We start from the raw sequence: 23310 nt of genomic DNA, 5'->3' as shown, positions 1-23310 counted from the left end.
GGCAATGGTGCAACAGGCCGCGTGGTGGCAGAAATACGGGACGCTTGCGCAGATGGCGCACGCGACCGTGGCGCTGCTCGGCTTTGGCGCCGTCCTGCTGCAAATCAACGAGGTCCGGTCGTCGAACCGCGCGTCCGCCGCGCGCACGGCGTATTTGGGCTACACCGATCTCGCCTTCAAGAACCCGAAATTCGCCCAGCCCGACTATCAGGCGATCAAGGCCGGCAGCCGCGAGGAGCGGGCCCAGTATGAGAGCTTCGTCTCGTACTTCCTCTATGCCTGCGAGGAAACCATCGCCGCGTTCGCCGACAAGCGCGAATGGCAGGCGTCCTGTGACTACGATTTGAAGCCGCATTTGCCGTTCCTCTGCGAGAAGAACCAGGCGCAGCCCGCCTATCTCGCGACCTACGGCACTGAGACCCAGCAATGGGTGAAGACCTCACTGACATCAGCCAGCGTCGCACCGCCCGACTGCAAGTTCGGAAAGACCTGAGACAGACATGAGCAAGATCATCATCGATGGCAAAGAGATCGATGTCCCGCCGGAGTACACGCTGTTGCAGGCGTGCGAGGCGGCCGGCGCCGAGATCCCGCGCTTCTGCTACCACGAGCGGCTGTCGATCGCCGGCAATTGCCGGATGTGCCTGGTCGAGGTGAAGGGCGGCCCGAAGCCGGTCGCGAGCTGCGCCTGGGCCGTGCGCGACTGCCGGCCCGGCCCGAAGGGCGAGCCTCCGGAGATTTCGACGCGTTCGCCGATGGTCAAGAAGGCCCGCGAAGGCGTGATGGAATTCCTGCTGATCAACCATCCGCTGGACTGCCCGATCTGCGACCAGGGCGGCGAATGCGACCTGCAGGACCAGGCGATGGGCTACGGTGTCGACACCAGCCGTTTCGCCGAGAACAAGCGCGCGGTCGAGGACAAGTATCTCGGCGCGCTGGTCAAGACCTCGATGAACCGCTGCATCCAGTGCACGCGCTGCGTCCGTTTCTCCGCCGAGGTCTGCGGCGCGCCGGAGATGGGCGCGACCGGCCGCGGCGAGGACATGGAGATCACGACCTATCTGGAGTCCGCGCTCTCCTCGGAGCTGCAGGGCAATCTGGTCGATATCTGCCCGGTCGGTGCGCTGACCTCGAAGCCTTACGCGTTCGCGGCGCGGCCCTGGGAGCTCGGCAAGACCCAGTCGGTCGACGTCATGGACGGCGTCGGCTCGGCGATCCGCGTCGACACCCGCGGCCGCGAGGTGATGCGGATCCTGCCGCGCATCAATGAGGCGGTGAACGAGGAATGGATCTCCGACAAGACCCGACACGTCGTCGACGGCCTGCGCACCCAGCGCCTCGACCGTCCCTATGTGCGTGAGAACGGCCAGCTCAAGCCGGCGTCGTGGCAGCAGGCCTTCGCGGCGATCGCGGCCAAGGTCGGCCGCATCGACGGCAAGCGGATCGGCGCCATCGCCGGCGATCTCGCCGCGGTCGACGAGATGTATGCGCTGAAGGAGCTGCTGGCGAAGTTCGGCTCGGTCAATCTGGCGGTGCAGGGCGGCGACGCCTTCGACGCCAAGGCCGGCCGCGGCGCCTACATCTTCAACCCGGGCATTGCCGGCATCGACCAGGCCGATGCGATCCTGATCATCGGCTCGCATCCGCGCAAGGAAGCCGCGGTGCTGAACGCGCGGATCCGCAAGCGCTGGCGCGCCGGCGGGGTCAAGGTCGGCCTGATCGGCAGCAAGGCCGATTTCACCTATCCGCACGACTATCTCGGCGCCGGCAGCGACACGCTTGCCGATCTCGCCGCCGGCAAGCACGCCTTTGCCGACGTGCTGAAGAATGCGCAGCGTCCGATCGTCCTGGTCGGCGCCGGCGCCTACACCAGGCATGACGGCGCGGCGGTGCTGGCGCAGGCGGCGAAACTCGCCGTCGATGTCGGCGCGCTCAAGGACGGCTGGAACGGCTTTGCGGTGCTGCAGGACACGGCGTCGCGCACCGGCGCGCTCGATATCGGCTTTTCGCCTGCGGCAGGCGGCCTGACCGCGGCGCAGATGACGACGTTCGGGACGCTCGACGTGCTGTTCTCGCTCGGCGCCGACGAGGTGACGGTGCCGGATGGCACCTTCGTGGTCTATATCGGCACCCATGGTGACCGCGGCGCGCATCGCGCCGACGTCATCCTGCCGGGCGCGGCCTACACCGAGAAGTCCGGCATCTATGTCAACACCGAGGGCCGGGTCCAGATCGCCAACCGCGCCGCCTTCCCGCCGGGCGAGGCCCGCGAAGACTGGGCGATCATTCGCGCGCTGTCGGATGTGCTCGGCAAGAAGCTGCCGTTCGACTCGCTGCAGGCGCTGCGCCAGGCGATGTTCAAGGCCACCCCGCATCTGATGCGGCTCGACCAGATCGAGGCCGGCACCGCCGACAGCGTCAAGGCGCTGGCGGGGAAGGGCGGCAGCGTCGACAAGGCGGCGTTCCAGCCGACGGTTGCGGATTTCTACCTGACCAACCCGATCGCACGGGCCTCGGCCGTGATGGCGGAATGCTCGCGGCTCGCGTCGGGGCACGTGCTGGCGGCAGCGGAGTGAGCGTGACCTGATGGCTGATTTCTTCGCAAGCTCGTTCTGGACCGGCTTCCTCTGGCCCGCGATCATCATGGTCGCGGAGAGCCTGTTGCTGCTCGTCGCGCTCCTGATCGCGATCGCCTATATCCTGCTCGCCGACCGCAAGATCTGGGCGGCGGTGCAGATCCGCCGTGGCCCCAATGTGGTCGGGCCGTTCGGCCTGCTGCAATCCTTCGCCGACCTGCTGAAGTTCGTGCTGAAGGAGCCGATCATCCCCGACAGCGCCAACAAGGGCGTGTTCCTGCTGGCGCCGCTGGTCTCCTGCGTGCTGGCGCTGGCCGCCTGGGCCGTGATCCCGATGAATCTCGGCTGGGTGATCTCGGACATCAATGTCGGCGTGCTCTACATCTTCGCGATCTCGTCGCTGTCGGTCTACGGCGTCATCATGGCCGGCTGGTCGTCGAACTCGAAATATCCGTTCCTGGCCGCGCTGCGCTCGGCGGCGCAGATGGTGTCCTATGAAGTCTCGATCGGGTTCGTGATCATCACCGTGCTGCTCTGCGCAGGCTCGCTGAACCTGTCGGCCGTGGTGGAGGCGCAGAACACCCGTGGGCTCGGCAGCCTGATCGGCCTGCCGCAGCTCACCATCCTGAACTGGTATGTGTGGCCGCTGTTCCCGATGTTCGTGGTATTCTACGTCTCGGCGCTGGCTGAGACCAACCGTCCGCCGTTCGACCTGGTGGAAGCGGAATCCGAGCTCGTGGCGGGCTTCATGACCGAATACGGCTCGACGCCGTATCTGTTGTTCATGCTCGGCGAGTATGTCGCGATCACCACGATGTGCGCGCTGGCGTCGATCCTGTTCCTGGGCGGCTGGCTGCCGCCGGTGAACCTGCCGCCTTTCACCTGGATCCCGGGCATCATCTGGTTCGCGCTGAAAGTCTTCTTCATGTTCTTCATGTTCGCGATGGCGAAGGCGATCGTGCCGCGCTACCGCTACGATCAACTGATGCGGCTCGGCTGGAAGGTGTTCCTGCCGCTGTCGCTGGCGATGGTGGTGATTGTGGCCGGCGTGCTGCAATTCGCCGGCATCGCGCCGAAGTGAGGCCGTCATGAGTGTCAACGTCAACGCAACAGCCCGCTCGCTTCTGCTCTCTGAATTCGTCTCGGCGTTCGTCCTCGCCATGCGCTATTTCTTCAAGCCGAAGCCGACGCTGAACTATCCCTTCGAGAAGGGCCCGATCTCGCCGCGCTTCCGCGGCGAGCATGCGCTGCGCCGCTACCCGAACGGCGAGGAGCGCTGCATCGCCTGCAAGCTGTGCGAGGCGATCTGCCCGGCGCAGGCGATCACGATCGAGGCCGGCCCGCGCCGCAACGATGGCACCCGCCGCACGGTGCGCTACGACATCGACATGGTGAAGTGCATCTATTGCGGCCTGTGCCAGGAGGCCTGCCCGGTCGACGCCATCGTCGAGGGACCGAACTTCGAGTTCGCGACCGAGACCCGCGAGGAGCTGTACTATGACAAGGCCAAGCTGCTCGCCAATGGCGACCGCTGGGAGCGCGATCTCGCTAAGTCGATCGCGCTCGACGCGCCGTACCGGTGAGGTGAGGGCATGATCCTTCCCAGTCGCACGCCGTCATTCCGGGGCACGCGCAGCGTGAACCCGGAATCTCGCGCCACAACTTCTGGATTCCGGGTTCGCAGCCTGCGGCCGCGCCCCGGAATGACGGGGGCTGCTCGATGATCCTTCCGGCGCTGTTCTTCTATCTGTTTGCCGCGATCTGCGTGGCTTCGGCGGTGATGGTGATTGTCTCGCGCAATCCCGTGCACTCCGTGCTGTTCCTGATCCTGGCCTTCGTCAACGCCTCCGGCCTGTTCATCCTGATGGGCGCCGAGTTCCTCGGCATGATGCTGATCGTGGTCTATGTCGGCGCGGTCGCGGTGCTGTTCCTGTTCGTGATCATGATGCTCGACGTCGACTTCGTCGAGTTGCGCGAGGGCTTCATCCAGTATCTGCCGATCGGCATCGTGATCGGCGGCATCTTCCTGTTCGAGCTGCTGCTGGTGGTCGGTGCCTGGGTGATCAACCCGTCCGTGACCAAGACGATCACGGCGGCGATCCCCACCAATGTCAGCAACACCGAGGCGCTCGGCCTCGTGCTGTATACGAAGTACATCCACTACTTCCAGCTCGCCGGCATGGTGCTGCTGGTCGCGATGATCGGCGCCATCGTGCTGACCTTGCGTCACAAGTCCAACGTCAAGCGGCAGAACATCAATGTCCAGAACGCGCGCACGCCCGAGATGGCGATGGCGCTGCGCAAGGTGACGTCGGGGCAGGGGCTCTCGGACGCCGATGCGGCGGAGTGGGTGAAATGACGATCGGTTTGGGGCACTATCTCGCGGTCGCCGCGATCCTGTTCACGCTCGGGATCCTCGGCATTTTCCTCAACCGCAAGAACATCATCATCATCCTGATGTCGATCGAGCTGATCCTGCTCTCGGTCAACATCAACCTGGTGGCGTTCTCGACCTTCCTCGGCGACATCGTCGGCCAGGTGTTCGCGCTGCTGGTGCTGACGGTCGCAGCCGCCGAAGCCGCGATCGGGCTTGCCGTGCTGGTCACGTATTTCCGCAACCGCGGCTCGATCGCGGTTGAAGACGTCAATCTGATGAAGGGCTAGGACGCATGATCCGGAAAAGTGGACGCCGGTTTTCCGGCAAGATCATGCGCAAAGAGAACGCCAAATGATACAGGCAATCGTCTTCCTGCCTCTGCTGGGCGCCATCCTCGCAGGCATCATTGCGCTCACGGGCGCGCATGCGCGCAACCCGAGCGGCGACAGCGTCGATCACCATGACGATGCGCATGGCGACGCCCATGCCGCTGTTGCGCACGACGATCACGGCCACGACGGCCATGACGACAACGGCCACGACGATCACCACGTCTCCGAGCCGCCGGCCGCCGGTTCGCGGGCGGCCGAATTGATCACGACGACGCTCTTGTTCGTCTCGGCGGCGCTGTCCTGGATCACGCTGGTCAATGTCGGCTTCATGCACGAGGACGCCCGCGTCCAGCTGCTGCCCTGGATCACGTCCGGGGATCTTCAGGTGTTCTGGACGCTGCGGGTCGACACGCTGACCGCGGTGATGCTGGTCGTGGTCAACACGGTGTCCGCGCTCGTTCACCTCTATTCCATCGGCTACATGGACGAGGATCCGAACCGGCCGCGCTTCTTCGGCTATCTCAGCCTGTTCACCTTCGCGATGCTGATGCTGGTGACCGCAGACAACCTGGTGCAGCTGTTCTTCGGCTGGGAGGGCGTCGGCCTGGCGAGCTACCTCTTGATCGGGTTCTGGTACCAGAAGCCGTCCGCGAACGCGGCGGCGATCAAGGCCTTCGTGGTCAACCGTGTCGGCGACTTCGGCTTTGCGCTCGGAATCTTCGCAATCTTCGCGCTGGTCGGCTCGACCGACTTCGATACCATCTTCCACGCCGCACCCGGCCTGACCGGCAAGACCATCGACTTCTTCGGCCACCCGGTCGACGCGATGACCCTGACCTGCTGCCTGCTGTTCATGGGCGCGATGGGCAAGTCGGCCCAGTTCCTGCTGCACACCTGGTTGCCGGATGCGATGGAAGGCCCGACTCCGGTGTCGGCGCTGATCCACGCCGCGACCATGGTCACCGCCGGCGTCTTCATGGTCGCGCGGTTGTCGCCGCTGTTCGAGCTGTCACCGACCGCGCAGGCGGTGGTGATGTTCTTCGGCGCGACCACGGCGTTCTTCGCGGCCACGATCGGCCTGGTGCAGAACGACATCAAGCGCATCGTCGCCTACTCGACCTGTTCGCAGCTCGGCTACATGTTCGTGGCGATGGGGGCGGGGGCCTATTCGGTCGGCATGTTCCACCTGTTCACGCACGCCTTCTTCAAGGCGTTGCTGTTCCTGGGCTCCGGCTCGGTGATCTACGCGATGCATCACGAGCAGGACATCCGCAACATGGGCGGCCTGTGGCGCAAGATTCCGTACACCTTCGCGGTGATGGCCGTGGGTACGATGGCGCTGACCGGCGTGCCTGGCTTCGCAGGCTTCTTCTCTAAGGATGCCATCATCGAGTCCGCCTATGCTTCGCATAACCCGATCGCGACTTATGCTTATCTGCTCACCGTCGCTGCGGCTGGTCTCACGTCCTTCTATTCGTGGCGCTTGATCTGGAAGACGTTCTTCGGTGAACCCCACGATCAAGAGCACTACGAGGCGGCGCACGAGAGTCCGATGTGGATGCTGATCCCGATCGGCGTCCTTGCGGTCGGATCGGTTTTCGCGGGCTTCCCCTTCAAGGAGCTGTTCGCGAGCCCTCATGGCGTCGAGGAATTCTTCCGCGAGTCCGTGAAGATGAACCCTCATATCCTCGAGGATATGGAGCACATGCCATTCCTGCTGGGGCAGCTGCCGTTCATCATGATGGTTCTGGGCTTCATCCTGTCTTACATCTTCTACATCGCGCGGCCATATCTGCCGGTCGAGCTCGCCGAGCAGCAGCCGATGCTGTACCAGTTCCTGCTCAACAAATGGTACTTCGACGAGCTGTATGACCTGATCTTCGTGCGACCCGCGAAGTGGATCGGCTACACGCTGTGGAAGAAGGGCGACGGCTTCGTCATCGACGGCTTCGGGCCGGACGGCGTCTCCGCCCGCGTGCTCGACGTCACCCGCAACGTCGTCAAGCTACAGACCGGCTACCTCTATCACTACGCTTTCGCGATGCTGATCGGGGCTGCCGGATTGATCACCTGGTTCATGTTCGGCTTTGGAGGCCAGTAAATGACCACCTGGCCGATCCTTTCCGTCACCACCTTCCTGCCGGCCGTCGGCGCGATCCTGGTCTATCTGCTCGCGAGGGGCGGCGACGAGGCCGCCAACCGCACCGCGCGCTGGATTGCGCTGTGGACCACGCTGATCACCTTTGCGATCTCGCTGATCCTGGTCGCGCGATTCGATCCGGCCTCGAGCGACTTCCAGTTCGTCGAGAAGGCGTCCTGGCTCGCCACCGGCATCACCTATCACATGGGTGTCGACGGCATCTCGCTGCCGCTGATCGTCCTCACCACCGCGATCATGCCGCTCTGCATCATCGCGAGCTGGAAGTCGGTGACGAGCCGCGTCAGCGAATACATGATGGCGTTCCTGATCCTGGAAACGCTGATGGTCGGCACCTTCTCGGCGCTCGATCTCATGCTGTTCTATCTGTTCTTCGAGGGCGGCCTGATCCCGATGTTCCTGATCATCGGCGTCTGGGGCGGCCCGCGCCGGGTCTATGCCTCGTTCAAGTTCTTCCTCTACACCTTCCTCGGCTCGGTCCTGATGTTGCTCGCCATCATGGCACTGTACTGGAACGCCGGCACCACGGACATTCCGACGCTAATGCACACCGCGGTGCCGCGCTCGTTGCAGACCTGGGCCTGGCTCGCCTTCTTCGCCTCGTTCGCGGTGAAGATGCCGATGTGGCCGGTGCACACCTGGCTGCCGGACGCGCACGTCGAGGCGCCGACCGCGGGCTCGGTGATCCTGGCGGCAATCCTGCTGAAGATGGGCGGCTACGGCTTCCTGCGTTTCTCGCTGCCGATGTTCCCGCTGGCCTCGCATGACTTCGCGCCGTTCGTGTTCACGCTGTCCGTCATCGCCATCATCTACACCTCGCTGGTGGCGCTGATGCAGGAGGACATGAAGAAGCTGATCGCGTACTCCTCGGTCGCGCATATGGGCTTCGTCACCATGGGCATCTTCGCGGTGACGACGCAGGGCGTCGCCGGCGGCATGTTCCAGATGATCTCGCACGGCATCGTCTCCGGCGCGCTGTTCCTCTGCGTCGGCGTGGTCTACGACCGCATGCACACCCGCGAGATCGCCGCCTATGGCGGCCTGGTCAACCGGATGCCGTTCTACGCGTTGACCTTCATGGTCTTCACCATGGCCAATGTCGGTCTGCCCGGCACGAGCGGATTCATCGGCGAGTTCATGACGCTGCTCGGCACCTTCAAGGTGTCGCTGCCGACGGTGTTCTTCGCCACCACGGGCGTGATCCTGTCGGCGTGCTACGCGCTGTGGCTCTACCGCAAGGTGGTGTTCGGCGCGCTGGTCAAGCCGTCGCTGATGTCGATGAAAGACCTCACGCTGCGCGAATGCGTGACGCTGGTCCCGCTGATCGTGCTGACCATCCTGTTCGGCGTCTATCCGAAGCCGGTGCTCGACATGTCGGCCGCCTCGGTGCAGCAGCTCGTCAACAATTACAACACCGCCGTGGGAGCCGTTAAGGCTGCTGCGCTGGTCGTCCATTAACATAGCGTTTTCAAGCGAAGTGGGACCCGGTTCGCATGAAGAAAACGCGCCAAACAAAAAGGCCAGAACCTCGATCGAAGTCGGGGTTCTCGATTAGGACCATGCCATGAGCTTTTCCAGTGCAGGTTATCAGTTGCAGCCGGTGCTGCCGGAGCTGGTGCTCGCGGTCGGTGCGATGGTGCTGTTGATGATCGGAGCCTTCCGCGGGCAGGGGACGACCCGGCTCGTCACCGCGCTCGCGGTCTGCCTGCTGATCCTGACCGGCGTGCTGGAGGCGTGGCTGCCGGCCGGCAAGCTCATCACCTTCGGCGGCAGCTTCATCGTCGACGACTTCGCCCGCTTCCTGAAGATCCTGGCCCTGATCGCCTCGGCCGCGACGTTGATCCTGGCGACCGAATTCCTGTCGCAGCCGTCGAACCGCAACTTCGAGTTCTCGATCCTGGTGCTGCTGTCGACGCTCGGCATGCTGGTGCTGATCTCGGCCGGCGATTTGATCGCGCTCTATCTCGGCCTCGAGCTGATGAGCCTTGCGCTTTACGTCGTCGCCGCCAGCCAGCGCGACAACGCCAAGTCCAGCGAAGCCGGCCTGAAATATTTCGTGCTCGGCGCGCTGTCGTCGGGCATGCTGCTCTATGGCGCCTCGCTGATCTACGGCTTCACCGGCACGGTCTCCTTCGCCGGTATCGCCGCGGCCGCGACCAAGGGCAGCCTCGGCATCGTGTTCGGCCTGGTGTTCCTGCTCGCCGGCCTCTGCTTCAAGGTCTCGGCGGTGCCGTTCCACATGTGGACGCCCGACGTCTACGAGGGCGCGCCGACGCCGGTGACGGCGTTCTTCGCCTCGGCGCCGAAGGTCGCAGCCCTCGCAGTGTTCACCCGGGCGACGCTGACCGCATTCCCCGGCATCGTCACCGAATGGCAGCAGATCCTGGTGTTCGTGGCGATCGCCTCGATGGCGCTGGGCTCGTTTGCGGCGATCGGCCAGAGCAACATCAAGCGGCTGATGGCCTATTCCTCGATCGGCCATATGGGCTTCGCCCTGGTTGGGCTCGCCGCCGGCACGGTCGAGGGCGCGCAGGGCGTACTGGTCTACATCGCGATCTATGTCGCGATGACGCTCGGCACCTTCTCGATCATCCTCGCCATGAAGCGCAACGGCCAGGCCGTGGAGCAGATTTCCGATTTCGCCGGCCTGTCCCGGACCAATCCGCTGCTCGCCTTCTTCTTCGCGATGCTGTTGTTCTCGCTCGCCGGCGTGCCGCCGCTCGCCGGCTTCTTCGGCAAATGGTACGTCTTCGTCGCCGCGATCAAGGCCAACCTGTTCACGCTTGCGGTGATCGGCGTGCTGACCAGCGTGGTGGGCGCGTTCTACTATCTGTCGATCGTCAAGGTGATGTATTTCGACCAGCCGCTCGGCAAGCTCGACCCGATGCGCTTCGAGCTGCGCACCGTGCTGGCGGTCGCCGGCATCTTCACCGTGTTCTACTGGGCCTATCCGGGACCGCTGGTCAGCGCGGCCTCGGCGGCAGCGAAATCCCTGTTCTGACGCACATGATTCCAAACCAGACAAGCTGGCTTTCGGGGCGGATCATGCGCATAACTCCCGCATGACCTTCACGCTCGGACCCCGAGCCATAGCGGCGGGCCACCAGCTCGCTGCGTTCGACCGGATCGGCTCGACCAACGCTGAGGCGCTTGCGCGCGCCCGCGATGGCGAGCGCGGTCCGATCTGGTTGGCGACCGTGGAACAGACCGCGGGGCGCGGCCGCCGGCAGCGCGCCTGGGTCGCGCCGCGCGGCAATCTCCCGTGCAGCATCCTCGAGGTCATGGACGTGCAGCCCGCGGTTGCGGCGACGCTCGGCTTTGCCGCCGGGCTTTCGCTCGAAGCTGCGCTGCAGAAGGTCTCGATCGAGGCGGCGCTGCGGCTCGGCCCGGGCAGCCCGAACTATCAGTTGAAATGGCCGAACGACGTGCTGGCCGACGGCAAGAAGCTCTCCGGCATTCTGCTGGAGGCCGAGACCGTCGGCGACCGGCTCGCCGTGGTGGTCGGTATCGGCACCAATGTCGTGGCCGCGCCTGAGGGCACGCCGACGCCGGCCGTCTCGCTCGCGGCGCTCGGCGTCCAGATCGGGGCGGAGGAGCTGTTTGCCGCGCTGTCGGACGCCTGGGTCGAGTTCCGCGGTATCTGGGACAATGGCCGCGGCTTTGCCGAGATCCGCCGGCTCTGGCTGGAGCGCGCCGCCGGCCTCGGCGAAAAGGTCGCGGTCCAGACCGGCTCAGCGCTGCTGGAAGGCACGTTCGACACCATCGACGATACCGGCTGCCTGATCGTGCGCACCGCCGACGGCCGCCGCATGCCGGTCACCGCCGGCGAGGTCTATTTCGGCAATGCAGCCTCTGCGAGGGCGGTTTGATGGCGCGGCCGGATGAATTGACCTTTGCACCGCTCGGCGGCGTCGGCGAGATCGGCATGAACCTGTCGATCTACGGCCTCGGCAACCGCCAGCAGCGCTCCTTCCTCGCGGTCGATCTCGGCGTCTCCTTCGGTGACGAGGAGCATCTGCCCGGCATCGACCTGATCATGCCGGATGTCCGCTTCCTGGAGAAGGAACGCAACAATTTGATGGGCCTGGTGCTGACCCACGCCCATGAGGACCATTTCGGCGCCATCATCGATCTCTGGCCGAAACTCGGCTGCAAGATCTACGCGACCCCGTTCAGCGCCGCGCTGTTCGAGGCCAAATGCGCCGCAGAGCGCAACCCGCCGCGAATTCCGGTCACCGTGATCCAGTCGGGCAGCCGGATCGACATCGGCCCGTTCAATGTCGAGTTCATCCCGGTCGCGCATTCGATTCCGGAATCGCATGCGCTGGCGATCAAGACCGACGTCGGCACGGTGCTGCACACCGGCGACTGGAAGATCGATCCGACCCCGATCATCGGGCTGCCGACCGACGAGCGGCGGCTGCGCCAGCTCGGTGACGAGGGCGTGCTGGCGCTGGTCGGCGATTCCACCAATGCGGTGCGTGACGGCCGTTCGCCCTCGGAGACCGAGGTTGCCGCCACCATCAAGAAACTGGTCGGCGCGGCCAAGGGCCGGGTCGCCGTCACCACCTTCGCCTCCAACGTGGCCCGCGTCAGGGCGGTGGCGGACGCTGCCAACGCCGTCGGTCGCGAGGTCGTCGTGGTCGGCCGCGCCATGGAGCGCGTCGTGCAGGTGGCGCGCGAGTGCGGCTATCTCGACGCCTCGCACAAGTTCCGCAGCCCCGAATATTACGGCCATTTCCCCGCTGACAAGGTGCTGGCGCTGTGCACCGGCAGCCAGGGCGAGCCGCGCGCGGCGCTGGCGCGGATCGCCAATGACGATCATCCGCAGGTGACGCTGAACAAGGGCGACACCGTGATCTTCTCCTCGCGCACCATTCCCGGCAACGAGAAGGCGGTCGGCAGCATCATCAACGGGCTGGTCGAGCAGGGCGTCGAGATCATCACCGACCGCGAGCATCTGGTGCATGTCTCCGGCCATCCGCGCCGCGACGAGCTGCGCGACATGATCTCCTGGGTGCGGCCGCAGCTTTTGATCCCGGTGCATGGCGAAGCGCTGCATCTCGCCGAGCACGCCAAGCTGGCGCGTGCCGCCGGCGTGCCGAAGGTCTTGACCTGCCGCAACGGCGACCTGGTCAAGCTCGGTCCCGGCGAGCCCGGCATCATCGGCGAGGTGCCGGCGGGCCGGCTCTACAAGGACGGAACCATCCTGGAGGATTCCAAGTCGCGCGCGGTGGTGGAGCGGCGGCGGATGGGCTTTGCCGGGTGTGCCTTCGTCGCCATCGCGATGACCGGGCAGGGCGAGCTGGTCGACGATCCCGAGGTTGAACTCGTCGGCATGCCGGAGAACAATGCAGCAGGCGAAGCACTCGACGACATCGTGTTCGACGTGGTGGTCTCGACTGTCGAAGGCCTGCCGAAGCCGCGCCGGCGCGATCCGGATGCGCTGGCGGAATCGGTGCGCCGCGCGGTGCGGTCCGCCCTGAACGAGCAATGGGGCAAGAAGCCGATCTGCCTCGTGCACGTGCTGACGGTCTGAGCGCGTATAAACGACAAGGGAGAGAGACATGCTGGGTCGGCTCAATCACGTCGCGATCGCGGTGAAGGACGCCAGGCAGGCCGCGAAGATCTACGGCGCCGCCTTCAATGCCGAGGTGTCCGACGCCGTGCCGCTGCCGGAGCACGGCGTCATCACTGTGTTCGTGACGCTGCCGAACACCAAGATCGAGTTCATCGAACCGCTCGGCGAGGCCTCGCCGATCGCGAAATTCGTCGAGCGCAATGCCGATGGCGGCATCCACCATGTCTGCTACGACGTGCCCGACATCATCGCGGCGCGCGACCGCATGGTCGCCGAGGGCGCACGGGTGCTCGGCGACGGCCAGCCGAAGATCGGCGCCCACGGCAAGCCGGTGCTGTTCTTCCACCCGAAGGACTTTTCCGGCGCGCTGGTTGAGATCGAACAGGCCTGAGCCGCCATGCCCTTCCAGATCTCGGCCTACCAGATCTCCACCGGGTTTGCGATCTACTTCGTGCTGTGGTGGCTCGTGCTGTTCCTGACGCTGCCCTTCGGCGTGCGCAGCCAGCATGAGGACGGCATCGGCGCCCCCGGCACCGACCCCGGCGCGCCGGTCCTGGCGCGGATGGGCCGCAAGCTGCTCTGGACCACGTTGCTCTCGGCGGTGTTCTTCGCGATCGGGATGTGGGCCTATTATGCCGGCTATCTCTCGGTCGACCGGTTGTCGCGCCTGATGGGAGTGCCCGAGTTTCACAATTGATGCCTGAAAGCGGGAGTGGGGATGAACCTCGCCCCGGACTATCTGGAGGAGACGACGATGAACCTGCAGGCGCAACCGGCCTCCGGGCAAAGTGCATATCGAATCCTGCGCGAGACCGACCTCAGGGATTATCTCGCCGCACAGCCCGCCATCGCCGCGCGACTCGGCGGTGCGCCCGCCGACTGGTCGATCAGCGAGGTCGGCGACGGCAATCTCAACCTCGTCTTCATCGTCAAGGGGATAAGCGGCGGGCTGGCGGTCAAGCAGGCGCTGCCCTATGTACGGCTGGTCGGCGAGAGCTGGCCGCTGCCGCTGTCGCGCGCCCATTACGAGCACATGGCGCTGGTCCATCAGGCGCATCTCGCGCCAAAGCTGGTGCCGGCGGTGCTGCATCATGACAGCCCGCTCGCGCTCACCGCGATGGAACTGCTCGAGCCGCACATCATCATGCGCAAGGGGCTAATCGCGGCGACGCACTATCCGCGCTTCGTCGAGGATATCTCGACCTTCCTGGCGCAAACCCTGTTCTTCTCCTCCGACCTCGCACGCACGGCCGCGGAGAAGAAGGAGGGGATCGCGGCCTTCGCCGGCAATCATGCACTCTGCAAGATCACCGAGGATCTGATCTTCACCGATCCCTATCGCATCGCCGAGCAGAACCGTTGGACCGCGCCCTGGCTCGACCAAACGGCGGCCGCCTTCCGCGACGACCTCGACCTCCATGTCGCGATCTCCAGGCTGAAGCTGAAATTCATGGCGAGCCCGGAGGCGCTGCTGCACGGCGATCTGCACACCGGCTCGATCATGGTCACCGCCACAGAGACCAAGGTGATCGATCCCGAGTTCGCCTTTTACGGCCCGATGGGGTTCGATATCGGCGCCGTCATCGGCAATCTCTTGATGGCCTATCTGGCCTCGGCCGGGCACGAGGGCACGGCGGGCGAGCGGGCGTCGTTCGAGGCTTGGCTGCTGGAAATCACCGAGGGCGTCTGGATCGAGTTCTCGCGAAAATTCCTGGCACTCTGGCGCAGCGAAGCCAAGGGCGACGGCTATCCGGCCTCGCTATTCCCAGGCGAAGCCGGCGCCGCGCGGCTGGAGGCGGAGCGGCAGGCCTACATGGCTCGGCTGTTCCAGGACACCGTCGGCTTTGCGGCCGCAAAGACCATCCGCCGCATCCTCGGTCTCGCCCACAACATCGATTTCGAATGGATCGCCGACGAGAAGCAGCGCGCGATCTGCGAGGCGAGGAGCCTCAAGCTCGCGCGCGACATGATGCTGGAAACGCCGTCGTTCGCAACCATCGGAGCGGTGACAAAGGCAGCACGCGAGGTACGTAACTGGCAGCCTGAATTTGCCGGGTAGCGCTGCGCTTCAACTGTCGAAGGGGGCGGCGTAAATGATATCGCAGACGTTCGGAATCTCGAGACCATGCACGAGGCGCCGGCCAATGTCGGCCAGCCCGGTCCCGATTGCAGTATGCGGCTTCTTCCTGGCGACTTCAGCCAAGGCTTCCGTGAACGCTGCCTTCATTCCAATCCTCGGGTAGAGCGCAAGGGTATCGTCGATCAGGGACGGAGTGATCTCCTCTATCCGAAGTCCCATGACGTCGACGTGAGCGCCGAAATGGACAAGCGCGACCTCCGGCTGCCTGCGATCGGCGATGTCAACGACCGAGTGAAGCGCGATTGCATCCCAAACGAGCTCGGTTTTCGACTTTGGATAATCGTTCTCGCGCAAGAAACGGCTGGCCGCATCGGCGCCGTCGACCTCGAACCGCTTGTCGGCGATGTGCAAAGGCGAAAGGCCGAGGTCATGGAGCATCGAGGCGATGTAGACGAGCTCGCGATCATATTTCATCTCCCGCTTCCTGCCGAGGAACTCGGCAAACCACCACGTCCGGTGCACGTGGTTGAGCAGCGCCTTGGAATGGGCCTGCTCCGCGAGCGTCGCGGCCTTGCGCGCGAGATCCGAGTCTGGAGCGACAACGCCCCCGATGCTGACAGCCGCCTTCATGTGTTCTCCTTGGAATTCACTCTTGGGGTCTTCGGACCCGTGATCAAAGCCCTGGCGGCGGGGTGATGTAGCCGGGCACCTCAGCCGCCAGCGTGCCTTTCAGCACCGCCGTTCCCTTGTCGGCCATGATCTCGCTCTTGCCGGCCGCGAGAGCATCATAGGTCTGTCGCACCACGTCCTCCGGGCTGGCTTTCGCCACGTCGATGCCGTTGGTCAGGTCGGTATCCATGAAGCCGACATGCAGGCCGAGGACCTGCACGCCTCGCTCCCGCAGGTGAAAGCGAAGCTGGTTGGTGAAGCTCCATGCCGCCGTCTTTGACGCCGCATAGGGGGTCAGATAGGGCCGCGGAAGCCACACGATATCGGAAAGCACGTTGATGATGGCGGCATGCGGCTTGGCCAGCAAGGTCCGCTCGAAGGCCTGCGTGACGCGCACGACGCCATAGTAGTTCGTCTCGAACATCCGGATCGACTGCGCTTCGACATCCGGCGCCAGTGGCCCGTCGATCAGCGCGGCGATTCCGGCGTTGTTGATCAGCAGGGTCGTATCCGCGGCCAGTTCGGCGGCTGCGGCGATCGAGGCCTTGTCCGTGACATCGATCCTGATCGGGGTAATGCCGGGCTCCTGAAAGCCGCCCGTGTTGCGCACGCCGGCGTAGACCTTCTTTGCCCCACGGAGTCTTGCCTCCCGAGCAAAAGCCAGGCCCAAGCCGCGGTTGGCGCCAGTGATGAAGACAGTTGCGTTCGTTACGTCCATGGCAGACCTCGTTTCCAGCGCCGCATGGCCGTCTCTGGCCATTCCCGCAGCCGTGCGGGTGTGCTCAGTCCAGACCTCCGAAACAGCGGGAGCATGGCCTGGGATCTCAGCTCGATGTGAGCAGGAGTTGCGCGACCTCGGCCGGTCTGTCGATCATCAGCCAATGGCCGGCCTGGACCGACTTTACGCCGCCTTGGGGATAGGTCGCGGCGATCGCTGCCGCCGTGGCGGACGTCAAATAAGGGTCCTGGACGCCCCAGATCAGGTTGACCTTCTTGCCGAACCGACGGACGTCGGGGAGCCGTGACGTATTGTAGGCCACGCTGTCGCGGACCTGTGCGGTCATTTGCGCAAAGGCGGGACCGGCCCCGCCTGAGAAGTTGCCGTTGACGATCGGTCGCACGATGCCGTCGAAGCGCTCTCTCAAGTCCGCGGGCATGTTGACCTGAAAATGCTTGTCCTGGAACGTGATCAGCCAAGCCATCTTGTCGGGATCGCTCAGAAACGCGTGGGCAAGCTCCTTGAGCCAGGGGTCGCCGAATACTTCGATGATTTCAGGCAGTCGCCACGTCGGAGAGTCCGAATAGTAGCAATTCATCAGGCAAAGCCAGGCCACCCGGTCGGGATTGTCGAGGGCGTAGTTGGCAGCGCATGGTCCACCGGAGTCGTGACCGACTGGTACGAACTTGTCGATCTTGAGCGTATCGACGACGGCGGCCAGGTCCCCAACCTGCTGCTTGAACGTGTATCGATAGCCTTCGACCGCGACCTTCTCCGACCGACCGAATCCAAGGAAATCGAACACCGCGACGCGCCTGCCGGCGCGCGTCAGATAGGGGACGAGGTAATCGTAGATGTGAAGGTTGTCCGGGAATCCGTGCATCATGACGAACGCGGGATCCTGGCCGGGATACTCACGCGCATAAACCATGCCGTCGCCGCTGGATATGCGATGCTCGGTATATGGCACGTCCGAAGCCATCGGCGGCTCGATGCTCGGCTTGTCCGGTGTTGCACGGGAAGGGCTCGCCAAAGCCAGCGCCAGGCCTCCCGCGCTCGCAAGCAGCAAGTCGCGGCGGGATGCAGGAGTCCCTTCAGTGAACGAGGCCATCTCGCCATCCCTTTCAAAGGTTGACCCGGTCTGACCGCCGACACCGGATTCGCAGGAGGCCCACACCAGATGATTGACACCGCCTACAAATCTTCGGCGGAGGCAGTCGGAACCAACACGTCCGCCACCTGGGGCAATATCGGCCGCTGGCCGGTCACCGTCTTGTACGAGGCCGAGCGTTTTGGATATTTCGATGCTGGAATTTTCGAGCTACCCGGCCAAGGCCGAAGCCGCGCGCCTTCTATAGACGCCCGGAGGCACTCCGACGCGGCGGTTGCACGTTTTCGTAAGGTGGCTCTGGTCGACGAAGCCGCACCGTGCTGCGATATCCGTCAGAGACAACGTGTCGTCCGACAGGAGGGACAGCGCCATTTCGATCCGCTGCTCCATGAGCCATTTGTGCGGCGAGCAGCCGGTCGATTTCTTGAAAGCCTTCGAAAAATGCCCCACTGACAATCCGCATAAATCCGCAACTTCCTGCAGAGAGAGGGTTCGACCGATCGCCGAATGCATCAGGTCCTTCGCGCGGCGTTCCTGCCAGGGAGCCAATCCGCCGCGTCGTGCCTCGAGATCGTCAGCTCCGAAATATTGGAGCGCGACGTGTTTGCAGAGGCCATCGACGATATGATCGACAAAGAACTGAGTGAAGTCCTTCTCCGCGTCGATGACCTGTAGCGTTGCAAGGCCGAATGACGCGATCGTCGGATCGGTAAGGCTGGAATTTTCATCGACCTTCAATTGCGCGACCGAACGAGAGCGGCGGCTTGGCAGGTAATCGTGGATTGTCATCGTTGGAATCTCAAAATTGATGACATCGACCGCGTGGCTCATCTTCCAGGAGAAGGGCTCGCAAACGTGCCTGATCGCACTTTCCATCGAGCCCCGCGGAGGCAAGTCAATGCGTCGCCGTCCCCGGACCAACGTGTTTGCCGGATGTGCCTTCAGAAACAGCCTGACCATGTAGGTGTCTTCGGCGCAAAAGCCGAGGAAAACGTCAGGCTTCGGTTCCAGACAGGTCGTGCGGAAACATCGGGCAATCAATCCGCCCGTTCGAACGGATTGCACGCTCGGGCCGTTGATAAAATTGATCTCCGGCACCGACCGGATCTTCGGGTTGGGAAACCCAGTCTCAGAACCAGAAACCATCGCACCTAGCGCCCGCGTCCTCATTTCCCGTACCCTCCATTGGAGTCCGGAAGTTCCGAGGCGCGGAGAATAGCTGAAGACGACCTGCGAGGCGAACGTCAAATCCAACCGCGCTCGTTTGTTTGAAGACGTACAATGTGTTGCAAGGTGGTCCCGGCTTTCGCCGGGACGACATCGTGCCGGCTTGCACGCATTCGATCCGAATGCCGTCCCTAGTCCGCCGCTTGCTCCCGTAGCCGCTGCGCATACACGTTGATGATCAGCGCGGCGAGCAGGATCAGGCCGCGGATCAGGATCTTGAGGAAGCTGTCGATGTTGACATGGTCGAGGCCGTTGTTGAGCACGCCGAGCACGAACAGGCCGACGATGGTGTTGCCGATGCCGCCGCGGCCGCCGAACAGGCTGGTGCCGCCGACCACCACTGCCGCGATGGAGTCGAGCAGATAGGTATCGAACTCGTTCTGCTGCGCGCTGCCGAAATGCGCGACGCCGAGCATGCCGCCGATGCCGCAGCAGACTGCCGAGATCACCATCACGCTGCCGAGGATCAGCTTGACGTTGAGGCCGGAGAATTCGGCGGCCTCGCGGTTGCCGCCGACCATGTAGACGTAGCGGCCGAACCGCGTGTAGGTCAGCACCAGATGGCCGCCGAGCAGCATCACGGCGGCGACGATCACGATCCAGGGGATGCCCCCGATCGAGCCCGAGCCGAGCGTCGTGATCAGGTCCGGCACCTTGTAGGCGATCTGGCCGCGCACCAGCAGCGCCGAGACGCCGGCCGCGATCTGCATCATGGCCAGCGTCATGATGAAGGAGGGGATGCCGATCATGGTCAGCCCGAGCGCGTTGACCAGGCCGAGCAGCGCGCACAGCGCCAGCGCCAGCAGGATCGCGGCCCAGCCGGGCATCGGGACGTTGGCGATGTTGACGTAGGATTCCTGCATCGTGAAATAGGCGACCGCGATCCCGGTGACGTTGGCGATGCTGGCGACCGACAGATCGATCTCCGCGCACAGGATGACGAAGGTGAGGCCGACGGCGATGATGCCGGTGACCGATACCTGGGTCAGGATGTTGCCGACATTGTCGATGGTCGCGAACGACGGGCTCGCGATCGCGAAGAAGGCGCTGAGGAAGATCAGGGTGAGGAACGGCGCGATGTTGCGCATCTGCGAGCGCAGGAAGGTCGCCAGCCCGCGCGGCCGTTTCTGATCCGCCGGCCTCGTCGCGCCGTCACTGCTTGCCATCTTGCCACTCCATCACGCCGCCTGCAGCAGCCTGTCTTTACTCACCGCTTCGCCGGCGAATTCACGCACCACCGCGCCGCGCTTCAGCACCAGGATGCGGTCGGCCAGCGACAGCACCGTCTCCGGCTCGGTCGACAGCACGATGATCGCCAGTCCCTTGGCGCGGAGATCGCGGACGATGTTGATCACGTCGTTCTTGGCCCCGACATCCATGCCGCGGGTCGGCTCGCACAGCACCAGCAGGCGCGGCGGGTAGGTCAGCCATTTCGCCAGCGCCACCTTCTGCTGGTTGCCGCCGGAGAGCATGCCGAGGTCGAGGCCGACCACCGGCGGCCGGATCTGCAACTGCTCGACCTGGCGCTGGGCGATCGCGCGCTCGGTCATCGGCTTGAGCAGCAAAGCGGAGATGCGGTCGAGGATGCTGATCGAGACGTTCTTGTAGACCGGCTCCTGGTGAAACAGCATCGCGCGCCGGCTCTCCGGCACCAGCGCGACGCCGGCGCGCCGTGCATCGGCAGTGCTGCGGAACCTGCGGGCCGCGCCGTCGACCGCGAGCGTGCCGCCGTCGGGCTTGAGCTTGCCGAACAGGATGCGCGACAGCTCGAGCTGTCCGCAGCCCATGAAGCCGTAGACGCCGAGCACCTCGCCGGAGCGCGCCTCGAACGAGACATCCTGCAGGCTGCGGCCGAGCGAGAGCTGGTCGACCTTCAGCACCACCGCGCCGGCGTTCGGCGCAGGCAGCATCAGATCGTCGGTATAGCTGTGCTCGAGCGCCTCGCCGCCGCGGCCGATCATGGCCTCGATCAGCGCGCCCTTGCTGGTGTCGGCGGAAGCGGTCTCGGCGACCTTGCGGCCGTTGCGGAACACCGTCACGAGATCGGAGACGCGCAGGATATCTTCGATGAAATGCGAGATGAAGACGATGCTGGTGCCTTCGCCACGCAGCTTCCTGAGCGTGGCGAAGAGACGTTCGACCTCGGGCGGCGACAGCGCCGAGGTCGGCTCGTCCAGGATGATGATGCGCGCGCCGGAGAACAACACGCGGGCGATCTCGATCAGCTGCTGCAGCCCGATCGGCAGGTCGCCGAGCCTGCTCATCGGATCGACGTCGATGCCGAAGCGAGCGAGCTGCTCGCCGGCCTCGCGCGCCATCCGCCGCCATTGCACCACGCCAAGCTTGTTGGTCGGCTGGTTGCCGAGGAAGACGTTCTCGGCGACGGTGAGATCGGGGGCGACGCTGAGCTCCTGATGCACCATGCCGATGCCGGCGGCATGCGCGTCGCGGGTGGAGCGGAAGCGGGTCTCCTTGCCGTCCAGCATGAAGCGGCCGGAGAATTCCGGATGCACGCCGGCGATGATCTTCATCAGCGTGCTCTTGCCGGCGCCGTTCTCGCCGACGAGACCGTGGATCTCGCCGGCGCGCAGCGCGAAGTCGACCCCACGAAGGGCTTCGACACCGCCGAAGGCCTTCGTGATCTGGTTCAACTCGAGGATCGGGGAGCGTCCCTCAGACATGCGGGCCGCTCAAATCAGGAAGTGATCCTCCATCCATTGCATGCCCGGGGCATTGGCCTTGGTCACGACGGGACCGTCGGTCACGACGTTCTTCGGGATGCCGCCCTGGCCGGTCTTTTCGCCGTTCACGACCGCCGCGACCCCCGCGACGATCGCACCGCCATGGATACGGCAGGAGGGATTGCGGACGGTCGCGAACATGCGGCCCTCGCTGACCGCCTGGATCGCCGGCGGCATGGCGTCGACGCCGCCGATCAGGATGTTGGTGCGGTTGTGCGCCTTCATGATGTTGGCGGCGGCCAGCGCCATGTCGTCATTGTGGAAGAACGCCGCGTCGATCTGCGGATACTTGGTCAGGTAGGTTTCCCAGAGCCGGGCGGTCTTCGACACGTCCCAGTCGCCGGGCTGGGTGTCCAGCACCTCGATGTTCGGGAACTGCTTGACGACGGAGTTGAAGCCCTTGGCGCGGCCCTGCGCGCCGGTGTGGCCGAGCGCGCCCTGGGTCATGATCATCTTGCCCTTGCCGCCGATGGCGTTGCACAGCGCCTGCGTCACCGAGGCGCCCATGAACTCGTTGTCGGGGGCGAGGAAGGAGTGGACGTTGATCTGATCGAGCGGCGCAATCAGCGTGTCCATGTCGATGACCGGCGTGCCGGCGTCGATCATCTTCTGCACCGGCTGGGTGAGGGTGCCGATGCCGAAGGCCTGGATCGCGACGAAGTCCCATTTCTGCGAGGCCATGTTGTCGATCGCGGCGCGCTGCTTGACGGCATCGAGCTGGCCGTCGAACCAGGTCACCTCGACATTGAACAGCTTGCCCCAGAACTCGGCGGCCTGCTTGCCCTGGGCACACCAGGTGGCCTGCAATCCGGCGTTGGAGAAGGCGGCTTTCAGCGGCTTCTCGGAGCGGCCCATCTCGGCCGCGAGCGCGGAGGTCATCCCCATTCCGAACAGGCCTGCGGCGGCTCCTCCGGCTGCCGCGATCTGCAAAAGGTCGCGCCTTGTCGTCGACGACTTGTCCATCCCTGGCATCGTTGTTGGCTCCCTCATGTTTTTTCTCGTCGGCGTCAGTTGCACGCGCCGCGGATCAAGCGAGTGTGTCACAATCGGAACGGCGACGCTACGGTGTCTCGCCGACCAGATGTTGCTGCTGCAGCACGATGGCTTCGACATCGCGCAACAGCTTGTGCCATGCAGCATCGATCTCGTCGGACCATTGCTCCGCGAGAAGCTCGCGCAGCGTATCGGCGATCACGGCGAAGAACGCGATGAACAGCTCGCGCGGCGTGCCAGCGCATGATCCGCAGAAGTGTATGCGGTTCGGCGATAAGATCATGCGCCGATTAAAGATTAGCGCGCGATCGGACGCAAAACCGGCTTCCACTTTTGCTGATCACGCGGCGTCATGCGACGACACCTCGCATTCGATCAGGCGAAAATGTCCGCGCCGTTCGCCTGCGAAATCGAGGATGGCTTCGATGGTCAGCGAGAGCATCGAACCCTTCACAGGTTCGCTGCCTTCGCTGCGAAACATCGCGCGCGTCTCGGGGTATTCGCGATGCAGGCGTTGATAGACGAGCGGCGTCAGATCATCGCAAACCGCGGCGGCAAGCTCAAAGCTCTGTTCGATCGGATTGGATGATGATGTCATTGGCGATCGCGATCATCACACAAAAAAAGAGCAGGGCTCCAAGCCCTGCTCCAAAAATTGTGTCGACCCTATTTGCCCCAAAAATGCGATTTGATCTTGATTGATGGGGTGACGCTGCTTGTGCGCGCCGGGCTCCTCCCGAGACTTGG

The 23310-nt window shown here is 64.3% G+C and carries 22 protein-coding genes and 1 pseudogene; 14 read left to right on the top strand and 9 right to left on the bottom strand.

Going from position 1 to position 23310, the window contains the following annotated elements; translation table 11 throughout:
- The first annotated feature begins 4 nt into the window (after positions 1-4).
- The 14 genes from IC762_RS19985 (at position 5) to mtnK (ending at position 15083) form a co-directional block, all read left to right on the top strand.
- A complete protein-coding gene (locus tag IC762_RS19985; RefSeq protein WP_195783971.1) occupies positions 5-493 on the top strand; it encodes a hypothetical protein in 489 nt (162 codons plus the stop codon).
- A gap of 7 nt (positions 494-500) precedes the next feature.
- A complete protein-coding gene (nuoG, locus tag IC762_RS19980; RefSeq protein WP_195783970.1) occupies positions 501-2576 on the top strand; it encodes an NADH-quinone oxidoreductase subunit NuoG in 2076 nt (691 codons plus the stop codon).
- Positions 2577-2586: 10 nt separating this feature from the next.
- Positions 2587-3657, top strand: coding sequence for an NADH-quinone oxidoreductase subunit NuoH (gene nuoH, locus IC762_RS19975; RefSeq protein ID WP_195783969.1), 1071 nt, complete (start codon positions 2587-2589; stop codon positions 3655-3657).
- Positions 3658-3664: 7 nt separating this feature from the next.
- The gene (gene nuoI / locus IC762_RS19970; protein ID WP_195783968.1) at positions 3665-4159 is read left to right on the top strand and encodes an NADH-quinone oxidoreductase subunit NuoI; all 495 of its coding nucleotides are present in this window, start codon (positions 3665-3667) and stop codon (positions 4157-4159) included.
- Between the two features lie 137 nt (positions 4160-4296).
- The gene (locus IC762_RS19965) at positions 4297-4935 is read left to right on the top strand and encodes an NADH-quinone oxidoreductase subunit J (protein ID WP_195783967.1); all 639 of its coding nucleotides are present in this window, start codon (positions 4297-4299) and stop codon (positions 4933-4935) included.
- Positions 4932-5240 (top strand): NADH-quinone oxidoreductase subunit NuoK, encoded by a 309-nt coding sequence (gene nuoK, locus IC762_RS19960; RefSeq protein WP_195783966.1) that lies wholly within the window; start codon positions 4932-4934, stop codon positions 5238-5240. Before IC762_RS19965 ends, nuoK begins: the two co-directional genes overlap by 4 nt.
- 64 nt (positions 5241-5304) lie before the next feature.
- Positions 5305-7386, top strand: coding sequence for an NADH-quinone oxidoreductase subunit L (gene nuoL / locus IC762_RS19955; RefSeq protein ID WP_195783965.1), 2082 nt, complete (start codon positions 5305-5307; stop codon positions 7384-7386).
- Positions 7387-8901, top strand: a complete 1515-nt coding sequence (locus IC762_RS19950) for an NADH-quinone oxidoreductase subunit M (protein WP_195783964.1) — start codon at positions 7387-7389, stop codon at positions 8899-8901.
- Between the two features lie 106 nt (positions 8902-9007).
- Positions 9008-10444 (top strand): NADH-quinone oxidoreductase subunit NuoN, encoded by a 1437-nt coding sequence (gene nuoN, locus IC762_RS19945; RefSeq protein ID WP_195783963.1) that lies wholly within the window; start codon positions 9008-9010, stop codon positions 10442-10444.
- Between the two features lie 61 nt (positions 10445-10505).
- On the top strand, positions 10506-11312 hold the full coding sequence (locus IC762_RS19940; protein WP_195783962.1) for a biotin--[acetyl-CoA-carboxylase] ligase: 807 nt from the start codon (positions 10506-10508) through the stop codon (positions 11310-11312).
- Positions 11312-12982, top strand: a complete 1671-nt coding sequence (locus tag IC762_RS19935) for a ribonuclease J (protein WP_195783961.1) — start codon at positions 11312-11314, stop codon at positions 12980-12982. The genes IC762_RS19940 and IC762_RS19935 overlap by 1 nt, the downstream gene beginning before the upstream one ends.
- 28 nt (positions 12983-13010) lie before the next feature.
- Complete coding sequence (gene mce, locus IC762_RS19930) at positions 13011-13415, top strand: methylmalonyl-CoA epimerase (RefSeq protein WP_195783960.1); 405 nt, start codon at positions 13011-13013, stop codon at positions 13413-13415.
- A 6-nt stretch (positions 13416-13421) separates the two neighbouring features.
- Positions 13422-13721 (top strand): DUF1467 family protein, encoded by a 300-nt coding sequence (locus IC762_RS19925; protein ID WP_195783959.1) that lies wholly within the window; start codon positions 13422-13424, stop codon positions 13719-13721.
- 57 nt (positions 13722-13778) lie between these two features.
- Positions 13779-15083 carry an S-methyl-5-thioribose kinase gene (gene mtnK / locus IC762_RS19920; RefSeq protein ID WP_195790205.1) on the top strand — a complete coding sequence of 435 codons (1305 nt, stop codon included), beginning with the start codon at positions 13779-13781 and terminating at the stop codon, positions 15081-15083.
- 9 nt (positions 15084-15092) lie between these two features.
- Here mtnK and IC762_RS19915 read toward each other — a convergent pair whose 3' ends face one another.
- The 9 genes and pseudogenes from IC762_RS19915 to IC762_RS19875 all read right to left on the bottom strand — a co-directional run.
- A complete protein-coding gene (locus IC762_RS19915) occupies positions 15093-15734 on the bottom strand; it encodes an HD domain-containing protein (RefSeq protein ID WP_195783958.1) in 642 nt (213 codons plus the stop codon).
- A gap of 43 nt (positions 15735-15777) precedes the next feature.
- Positions 15778-16533, bottom strand: coding sequence for an SDR family NAD(P)-dependent oxidoreductase (locus IC762_RS19910; RefSeq protein WP_246801102.1), 756 nt, complete (start codon positions 16531-16533; stop codon positions 15778-15780).
- Positions 16534-16597: 64 nt separating this feature from the next.
- Positions 16598-17602 (bottom strand): alpha/beta fold hydrolase, encoded by a 1005-nt coding sequence (locus tag IC762_RS19905; protein ID WP_195783957.1) that lies wholly within the window; start codon positions 17600-17602, stop codon positions 16598-16600.
- Positions 17603-17812: 210 nt separating this feature from the next.
- Positions 17813-18700, bottom strand: coding sequence for a helix-turn-helix transcriptional regulator (locus tag IC762_RS19900; protein WP_195783956.1), 888 nt, complete (start codon positions 18698-18700; stop codon positions 17813-17815).
- A gap of 260 nt (positions 18701-18960) precedes the next feature.
- Positions 18961-19995 carry an ABC transporter permease gene (locus tag IC762_RS19895; protein ID WP_195783955.1) on the bottom strand — a complete coding sequence of 345 codons (1035 nt, stop codon included), beginning with the start codon at positions 19993-19995 and terminating at the stop codon, positions 18961-18963.
- Positions 19996-20007: 12 nt separating this feature from the next.
- Positions 20008-21510: a sugar ABC transporter ATP-binding protein gene (locus tag IC762_RS19890; protein WP_195783954.1), complete on the bottom strand. Its 1503-nt coding sequence runs from the start codon at positions 21508-21510 to the stop codon at positions 20008-20010.
- A gap of 9 nt (positions 21511-21519) precedes the next feature.
- The gene (locus IC762_RS19885) at positions 21520-22533 is read right to left on the bottom strand and encodes a sugar ABC transporter substrate-binding protein (RefSeq protein WP_433995840.1); all 1014 of its coding nucleotides are present in this window, start codon (positions 22531-22533) and stop codon (positions 21520-21522) included.
- A gap of 97 nt (positions 22534-22630) precedes the next feature.
- Positions 22631-22894 carry a hypothetical protein gene (locus tag IC762_RS35670; RefSeq protein ID WP_349629719.1) on the bottom strand — a complete coding sequence of 88 codons (264 nt, stop codon included), beginning with the start codon at positions 22892-22894 and terminating at the stop codon, positions 22631-22633.
- A 15-nt stretch (positions 22895-22909) separates the two neighbouring features.
- Positions 22910-23161: pseudogene (locus IC762_RS19875) on the bottom strand (globin); the annotation flags it as partial.
- Positions 23162-23310 lie beyond the last annotated feature (149 nt).

The sequence above is a fragment of the Bradyrhizobium genosp. L genome (genome assembly GCF_015624485.1).
GTDB lineage: Bacteria > Pseudomonadota > Alphaproteobacteria > Rhizobiales > Xanthobacteraceae > Bradyrhizobium.
This window is presented reverse-complemented; position numbering and strand designations above follow the sequence as displayed.

Coding starts and splice junctions, on each gene's coding strand:
- IC762_RS19985 (WP_195783971.1), top strand. CDS start 5: ATGGTGCAACAGGCCGCGTGGTGGCAGAAATACGGGACGCTTGCGCAG.
- nuoG (WP_195783970.1), top strand. CDS start 501: ATGAGCAAGATCATCATCGATGGCAAAGAGATCGATGTCCCGCCGGAG.
- nuoH (WP_195783969.1), top strand. CDS start 2,587: ATGGCTGATTTCTTCGCAAGCTCGTTCTGGACCGGCTTCCTCTGGCCC.
- nuoI (WP_195783968.1), top strand. CDS start 3,665: ATGAGTGTCAACGTCAACGCAACAGCCCGCTCGCTTCTGCTCTCTGAA.
- IC762_RS19965 (WP_195783967.1), top strand. CDS start 4,297: ATGATCCTTCCGGCGCTGTTCTTCTATCTGTTTGCCGCGATCTGCGTG.
- nuoK (WP_195783966.1), top strand. CDS start 4,932: ATGACGATCGGTTTGGGGCACTATCTCGCGGTCGCCGCGATCCTGTTC.
- nuoL (WP_195783965.1), top strand. CDS start 5,305: ATGATACAGGCAATCGTCTTCCTGCCTCTGCTGGGCGCCATCCTCGCA.
- IC762_RS19950 (WP_195783964.1), top strand. CDS start 7,387: ATGACCACCTGGCCGATCCTTTCCGTCACCACCTTCCTGCCGGCCGTC.
- nuoN (WP_195783963.1), top strand. CDS start 9,008: ATGAGCTTTTCCAGTGCAGGTTATCAGTTGCAGCCGGTGCTGCCGGAG.
- IC762_RS19940 (WP_195783962.1), top strand. CDS start 10,506: ATGACCTTCACGCTCGGACCCCGAGCCATAGCGGCGGGCCACCAGCTC.
- IC762_RS19935 (WP_195783961.1), top strand. CDS start 11,312: ATGGCGCGGCCGGATGAATTGACCTTTGCACCGCTCGGCGGCGTCGGC.
- mce (WP_195783960.1), top strand. CDS start 13,011: ATGCTGGGTCGGCTCAATCACGTCGCGATCGCGGTGAAGGACGCCAGG.
- IC762_RS19925 (WP_195783959.1), top strand. CDS start 13,422: ATGCCCTTCCAGATCTCGGCCTACCAGATCTCCACCGGGTTTGCGATC.
- mtnK (WP_195790205.1), top strand. CDS start 13,779: ATGAACCTGCAGGCGCAACCGGCCTCCGGGCAAAGTGCATATCGAATC.
- IC762_RS19915 (WP_195783958.1), bottom strand. CDS start 15,734: ATGAAGGCGGCTGTCAGCATCGGGGGCGTTGTCGCTCCAGACTCGGAT.
- IC762_RS19910 (WP_246801102.1), bottom strand. CDS start 16,533: ATGGCCAGAGACGGCCATGCGGCGCTGGAAACGAGGTCTGCCATGGAC.
- IC762_RS19905 (WP_195783957.1), bottom strand. CDS start 17,602: ATGGCCTCGTTCACTGAAGGGACTCCTGCATCCCGCCGCGACTTGCTG.
- IC762_RS19895 (WP_195783955.1), bottom strand. CDS start 19,995: ATGGCAAGCAGTGACGGCGCGACGAGGCCGGCGGATCAGAAACGGCCG.
- IC762_RS19890 (WP_195783954.1), bottom strand. CDS start 21,510: ATGTCTGAGGGACGCTCCCCGATCCTCGAGTTGAACCAGATCACGAAG.
- IC762_RS19885 (WP_433995840.1), bottom strand. CDS start 22,533: ATGGACAAGTCGTCGACGACAAGGCGCGACCTTTTGCAGATCGCGGCA.